Raw genomic sequence first — 5,912 nt, 5'->3', positions numbered from 1 at the left:
GGACTAGAAATCCCRCACCATGAACACCCGCGCGGCCTCATCCAGCCCGCGCGCCAGGTGTTCGGCCCGGATCTCCCGCATCCCCGGCGTCAGCGCGTCATCCGCCACTTCCATGAACCCCAGCCGCCGGTAGTACGGCGCGTTCCAGGGCACTTCGCGGAACGTCGACAGCGACAGGCCCTCCAGCCCCGCCGTCCGCGCCCGATCCGCCACCACGTCCAGCAGCGCCGCGCCGATCCGCCGGCCTTCGAACGCCGGCAGCACGTCGAGCTGCTCGACATAGGCCCGGGCCTCCACCGTCCGGAACATCACGAACCCCACGACCGTTTCCCGCTCAACCGCGACGACCAGGCCGCCCTCGGCGATCCGCGCCGTCAGCACCGCCGCCGGGCTGGGTTCGTCGGCCGCCAGGGCGTCCATCAGCCCGACGAAGCGCTGGGCCGAGGCGCGCTCGAGGACCCGGACGGTCTGGATGTCATCGGACCGGGCGAGGCGGAAATCGACCATGACGGGCTCACAAACCGTGTCGTCGCCCGGGAACCAAGGTCCAGCTAGGCGGGTTACAAGCATGTTTAGCGAGGAGTTCCGTCATGCACATCCCGAATGGCCGATCCCACGGGAGGCGGACTCACGCCGGTCGCGAGTCGTTCGAGATGGACGTCGAGGCCGAAACCACCAGCACGGCCGGCGCGCAGCTGGTCCTGGGCCTGGCCCTGGCCGGCGGCGCGATCCTGGCCTCGACCCTGCTGGGCCGCCGCCACGAGAAGATGATCGACGACGAGGAATACGCGGTCGGCTACGCCGAGATGCACGAGCCGGTCGCCCATCAGCCCAAGGCCCTRACCAGCCTGATCCTGCCGCCGCTGTTCATCGCCATGACCCTTTCGGGACTGCGCATCTGGAACGCGCCGTCCAGCCCCACGCGTACCCGGGCTCTCACCCTCTGGAGCCTGGTCCAGGGCTTCAACGCCCTCTGGTTGGCTCTCGGCGCCAAGCGCGTCGGGGGCCAGCTTGGCGCCGCGACGGCGTCCCTGGCCGCCTCGGGCGCCTATGCCCTGCAGGCCCGCAAGCTGGTGGCCCCGGCCTCGGGCTTTTCCAGCCCCTATCTCGGCTGGCTGGGCTTCGCCAACGCCCTGACCGAGGAACTGTGGAAGCGCCCGCGCCGCGTGACCGTCCACTGAGATAACGCCGGTTCATCGGCCGTTCAGGCGGCCAAGCTTTAGCTCCCCGAAAGCCATGCTTTCGGGGAGTTTTCATATGCGTCGTGCTTGGGTTCTGGGACTTGCCGTCGTGGTCGGCGCGCTGGCGGGCTGCGCCACCATGAGCAAGGAGGCCTGCCTGCAGGGCGACTGGGGCGGGGTCGGCTTCAAGGACGGCGAGGCGGGGCGTCCGCAAAGCCGGCTGGACGAGCACGCCAAGGCCTGCGCCAAGACCGGGGTGGTCCCCGACGCCGCGCCCTATTTCCAGGCCCGCGACCAAGGGCTGAAGCTCTATTGCACCCAGGACCGCGGCTTCAGCGAGGGGCGCAACGGCAATTCGTACGCCGGGGTCTGCCCCCAGGGACCCGAGCGCGGCTTCCTGGTGGGCTATGCCGACGGACAGCTGGTCCACGCCGCCGTCTCGCGCCTGAGCCAGGCGGAATCGGACCGCTCGAGCGCCGACAACCGCGCCGAGCGCCGCGACCGCGACGCGCGAGGCGTGGAAGACGAACTCAAGAATCCCAAGCTGAACGACGAGCAGAAGCACGAGCTGCGCGACCGCCTGAACCGCCTGCGGTCAGAACGCCGCCAGGCGGTGGAGGACGGCCGCCGCGCGGAATGGGCGGCCCGAGACGCCGAGCGCGAGGTGGATGAGCTGCATCACCGGTTCGGGCCGCGGTACGGGGGCTGGTGATAGCGGGACGCCCCCTCCGCCGCGCTTCACCGAATGCCCAGCACCCGATCCAAACTCCACTTTCCCCCGCCCTTCGCCACCAGGAACAGCAGGATCGCGGCCCACGACAGGTGGGTGCTCCAGGCGTCGGGATAGACGAACACCTCGATCACCAGGGTCATGCCCAGGAAGGCCAGCGCCGAGAGCCGGGTGAACAGGCCCAGCACCAGCAGGATCGAGAACAGGTGCTCGCTGTAGGTCGCCAGGTGCGCGGCGACGTCGGAGGGGATCAGCGGCAGGGCGTAGTCGTCGGCGAACAGCGAATAGGTCCCGTCGGTGATGTGCAGGATCCCATCGACCTTGGTGCGGCCCGACAGGAAGAACACCGAGGCGATGCCCAGGCGCGCGACCAGGCTCAGGAGGCCGTCGGGCAGGGCGCGGTGCGCCAGCGCGGCCAGCTGGTCGAGCGGTCGGCTCCAGGAGCGCCGGGCGGCGGRAACGAGCATCTGTTCAGTCACGCGGGATCTCCAAGGTCCAGGCCGGTGAACACGCCGTCGGCGATCAGGGCGGCGAACAGGGCCGCGAGGTCGGCCGTCGGATCGGCCGCTCCGGCGGCGGTGATCGCCTCGCCCAGGGGCGCGCCCTGGCGGACGGCGGTCAGAAAGGCGAAGCCGGCGGCGTCCAGCAGCCGGCTGTTCACAAGGTCGTCGGGACGGACGATCAGGACGCCCTGCGGGTCCTCGACCAGCTCCATCTCGCCGGGCTCCGGCTCGCGGGCCGCCAGCCACAGGCCGGGCAGGCCGGTCTCGAACCAGGCGAAGCCCACGCTGGGATGCAGGCGCGGACGGGCGGCGGCCAGGACCTCCGGCGCCAGGTCGAAGGCCTCGGGCGGCAGGGGATCGATCCCGTAGGCGAACAGGGCGATGGTCCACATCCAGTCCAGGCGGGCCATGGCCGACAGATAGGTCAGTTCCTCGGCCGGGCCGAAGCGGTCCAGCCAGTCCGGAAAGCCCTCGCCATAGACCAGCAGCGCGGCGGTGGTCGGCGGATGCTCGTCGGCGAACAGGGCGGCGGCCGCTTCGAACCATTCCTCGCCGACCAGGCTGGTCACGGTCGGGAAATTGGCGGCCAGGGCGTCGACGCAGCCCTTGGCGATGGTGTTGCGATAGACGGCCAGGCCGGGGGGCTCGGCTTCGCCGTCCGGCAGCCAGGCGGCGATGGGCGCGCCCGCGCGCTGCTCGAGCGCCTTGACGAAGGCGTCCTGGAATTTTCCCAAGGGGTTTTCCATCGTCATCTCCCGGCGAGTTCAGGCTCGGGCGAGGCGGACCTGGGCTCAACCGAGGATGCAGGGAATAACGAATGTCGCGTCGTGGCCAGCACCTTGTGCGCTCGGTCACGCTCAACCATCAGCACAGTGAAGGCCGGGATGTCGTCGTCGCGCTCGATCAGGGTCGGGCGAGGGCCGACACGGTCGATCAGGCGGCGATAGAGCGCCCAGACCGCTTCGCTGACCGGCGCGCCGTGGGTGTCGATCAGCAGGCTTGATCCGCCCTCGTCGACGCCGTGCCCGGCCAGGTGGATCTCGCCGATCGCTTCGGCGGGCAAGGCGTCCAGATAGGCCTCGGCCGCGTAGCCCAGGTTGCTGGCGCTGACGAACACGTTGTTGACGTCGACCAGCAGACCGCAGCCGGTGCGGCGGGTCAGGGCGATCAGGAAATCGGTCTCGTCGAGGTCGTGACCGGTCAGCGGCAGGTACAGAGACGGGTTCTCGACCAGGATCGTCCGTCCAAGGACGTCCTGGGTGCGACCGATATTGGCGGCGATGCGGTCCAGCGCCGCGCGGGTGCGGGGGAAGGGCAGGAGGTCGGGCTGGTGGACGCCGCGATGGGTGCTCCAGGCCAGGTGTTCGGACACCACGAACGGCTCGAACCGGTCGGCCAAGGCCTTCAGGGCCGCCAGGTGCGCGGGGTCCGGATCGGCGTCGGCGGCCAGGGACAGGCCCACGCCGTGCAGCGACACCGGATGCTTCTGGCGGATCGCCTCCAGCCAGCGCAGACGCGGCCCGCCGGCGGCCATGTAGTTCTCGGGATGGACCTCGAACCACAGGCCGTCGGCGTCGGCCGCGAGGGCCTCGGCGTAGTGCTGCGATTTGAGGCCGAGACCGGCGGTGGGGGGCATTGGGGTGTTCTTCTGCGACATCAAAAGCCTGTCATCCCGGACGAAGCGAAGCGCGCTCGTTCGGGATGACAGTGTTGGGGAGGGCGGCTTAGGCCTTCGGCGTCAGCGAACCCATGCCGGTCGGGGTCTTGATGCTGGTGCAGGTGCCCTTGGCGACCTTCTTCCAGGCGTCGCCCTGATAGTCGGCCTTCGAGGTGCCCGCGCACGAGGTGCCGGCGCCGGCCTTGCAGTCGTTGTGGCCGGCCTTGGCGACGCCGTAGCACTTCTCCATTTCGACCTTGGCGGGCTTCATGTCGTCGCGGGCCATGGCGGCGCCGGCGCTCAGGGCGAACACGGCGGCGAGGGCGAGAGCGGGGGTCTTGTTCATGGGGGACGTTTCCTTCGTCTGGGTCTGGCCGCGCCCGGCGCCGTTCGTCGGCCCGTTCTGCGCGGTCAAAGGGGAGTTACGGACGGGCGCCACGAAAGGTTACACCGGTATCCGAACAAAAAAGCGGCGCGCCGAAAATCATCGGGCCCGGTTCCCGCTCGCCCCCGCTTTCTGCTTTGGGCGACGCGGTGTAACCATCGGCCCGTCTCGCGCGAACAAGGGGGAGGCGTGACGGAAACCGAAGCCGCCCTGAAGGCGCTGATGCTGCTGGGCCTGGACGGCRACGCCCCGGCCTATCGGCTGTTGCTGTCACAACTGGGCGGCCGGCTCCGCGTCTATTTCGAGCGCCGCATGCGCGACGCTCCCGGCGATGTGGAGGACCTGGTGCAAGAGACCCTGATGGCGGTGCATACGCGGCGCGCGACCTACGATCGCGCCCAGCCGTTCACCCCCTGGGCCTTCGCCCTGGCGCGCTACAAGCTGATCGACCACTGGCGGCGGCGCAAGGTGCGGGCGACCGTTCCGATCGACGACTATGTCGAGGTCCTGGCCGCCTACGCCCCCGAGCCGGGCTCGGCCATGGACCTGGACCGCGCTCTGGAGACCCTGCCCGAACGCCAGCGCAATCTGGTCCGCGACGTCAAGATCGAGGGCCTCAGCCTGGCCCAGGCCGGGGCGCGGGCCGGCGTCTCCGAGGGCGCGGCCAAGGTCGCGCTGCACCGGGCGCTGAAGAGCCTCGGAGAAAGGATGCGCGGTCGTGCGGACGGATGATCTGATCGATCAACTGGCGGCGCGGCCTCGCGCCATCCCGGCGGGGGCGGTGCAGCGTCGGTTCATCGGCCTGGCCGTGGCCGGCGGCCTGGCGGCCCTGGTGATGGTGCTGGCCTGGCTGGGCACGCGCCAGGACCTGGCCCAGGCCATGACCGGCCGGATGTTCTGGATGAAGGCGATGTACACCGCCCTGCTGGGCGTGGCGGGCTTCTGGGCCCTGGAGCGCCTGGCCCGGCCCGAGGGCGTCCCCAGGAAGGCCCTGTTGTTCGGCGCGGTGGTGCTGGCGCTCTTCGTCGGCATGGGTTTCGGCCAGTGGCTGGCCGCCGATTGGGAGCATCGCCGGTCGATGATGATGGGCGGATCGTGGAAGGTCTGCTTCCGCTACATCCTGACCCTGGCCCTGCCGGGTCTGGCCGCGACGCTGATCGTGCTGCGCGGCATGGCGCCCACCCGCCCGGCCCTGACCGGCTTCGCGGCCGGCGCCTTCGCCGGCGGCGTGGCGGCCACGGTCTACGGCCTGCACTGCGGCGAGAGCACGATGGTGTTCGTGGGGACCTGGTACACCCTGGGGGTGCTGGGCACCGGCGTGTTGGGGGCGGTGATCGGGAAGTGGATGTTGCGGTGGTAGTGGCTCACTGACTTGCCCCCACCTGGCGGCTTCGCCGCCTGTCCGCCCCCATAGGGGGCGGAGGACGCCGCGCACGGCTCCTCTTCCCCCTGTGGG

General features: G+C 70.2%; 9 protein-coding genes. 4 read left to right on the top strand and 5 right to left on the bottom strand.

The window, feature by feature from the left end:
- Nucleotides 1-3 precede the first annotated feature (3 nt).
- Nucleotides 4-507 carry a GNAT family N-acetyltransferase gene (locus tag AC1DZ6_RS17040; RefSeq protein WP_477098333.1) on the bottom strand — a complete coding sequence of 168 codons (504 nt, stop codon included), beginning with the start codon at nucleotides 505-507 and terminating at the stop codon, nucleotides 4-6.
- An 83-nt stretch (nucleotides 508-590) separates the two neighbouring features.
- On the opposite strand from AC1DZ6_RS17040, the gene AC1DZ6_RS17035 reads away from it, so the two are divergent.
- Both AC1DZ6_RS17035 and AC1DZ6_RS17030 read left to right on the top strand, forming a co-directional pair.
- Nucleotides 591-1,181 carry a TspO/MBR family protein gene (locus AC1DZ6_RS17035; protein ID WP_477098332.1) on the top strand — a complete coding sequence of 197 codons (591 nt, stop codon included), beginning with the start codon at nucleotides 591-593 and terminating at the stop codon, nucleotides 1,179-1,181.
- A 76-nt stretch (nucleotides 1,182-1,257) separates the two neighbouring features.
- A complete protein-coding gene (locus AC1DZ6_RS17030; protein ID WP_477098331.1) occupies nucleotides 1,258-1,893 on the top strand; it encodes a DUF2799 domain-containing protein in 636 nt (211 codons plus the stop codon).
- Nucleotides 1,894-1,919: 26 nt separating this feature from the next.
- Here the strand turns inward: AC1DZ6_RS17030 and AC1DZ6_RS17025 are convergent, their stop codons facing one another.
- The 4 genes from AC1DZ6_RS17025 to AC1DZ6_RS17010 form a co-directional block, all read right to left on the bottom strand.
- A complete protein-coding gene (locus AC1DZ6_RS17025) occupies nucleotides 1,920-2,378 on the bottom strand; it encodes a DoxX family protein (RefSeq protein ID WP_477098334.1) in 459 nt (152 codons plus the stop codon).
- An 8-nt stretch (nucleotides 2,379-2,386) separates the two neighbouring features.
- Nucleotides 2,387-3,160, bottom strand: a complete 774-nt coding sequence (locus AC1DZ6_RS17020; protein ID WP_477098330.1) for an HvfC/BufC family peptide modification chaperone — start codon at nucleotides 3,158-3,160, stop codon at nucleotides 2,387-2,389.
- Between the two features lie 2 nt (nucleotides 3,161-3,162).
- Nucleotides 3,163-4,050: an MNIO family bufferin maturase gene (gene bufB / locus AC1DZ6_RS17015; RefSeq protein ID WP_477098329.1), complete on the bottom strand. Its 888-nt coding sequence runs from the start codon at nucleotides 4,048-4,050 to the stop codon at nucleotides 3,163-3,165.
- Nucleotides 4,051-4,138: 88 nt separating this feature from the next.
- Nucleotides 4,139-4,417 (bottom strand): BufA1 family periplasmic bufferin-type metallophore, encoded by a 279-nt coding sequence (locus tag AC1DZ6_RS17010; RefSeq protein WP_477098328.1) that lies wholly within the window; start codon nucleotides 4,415-4,417, stop codon nucleotides 4,139-4,141.
- 228 nt (nucleotides 4,418-4,645) lie between these two features.
- On the opposite strand from AC1DZ6_RS17010, the gene AC1DZ6_RS17005 reads away from it, so the two are divergent.
- Nucleotides 4,646-5,188 (top strand): sigma-70 family RNA polymerase sigma factor, encoded by a 543-nt coding sequence (locus AC1DZ6_RS17005; protein WP_477098327.1) that lies wholly within the window; start codon nucleotides 4,646-4,648, stop codon nucleotides 5,186-5,188.
- A complete protein-coding gene (locus AC1DZ6_RS17000; RefSeq protein WP_477098326.1) occupies nucleotides 5,175-5,816 on the top strand; it encodes an NrsF family protein in 642 nt (213 codons plus the stop codon). Before AC1DZ6_RS17005 ends, AC1DZ6_RS17000 begins: the two co-directional genes overlap by 14 nt.
- The last annotated feature ends 96 nt before the right edge of the window (nucleotides 5,817-5,912 follow it).

The organism is Caulobacter sp. P1_B12_2 (assembly GCF_056406675.1).
Note: the sequence above shows the minus strand (reverse complement) of the source record. Positions and strands in the feature narration are given on the sequence as shown.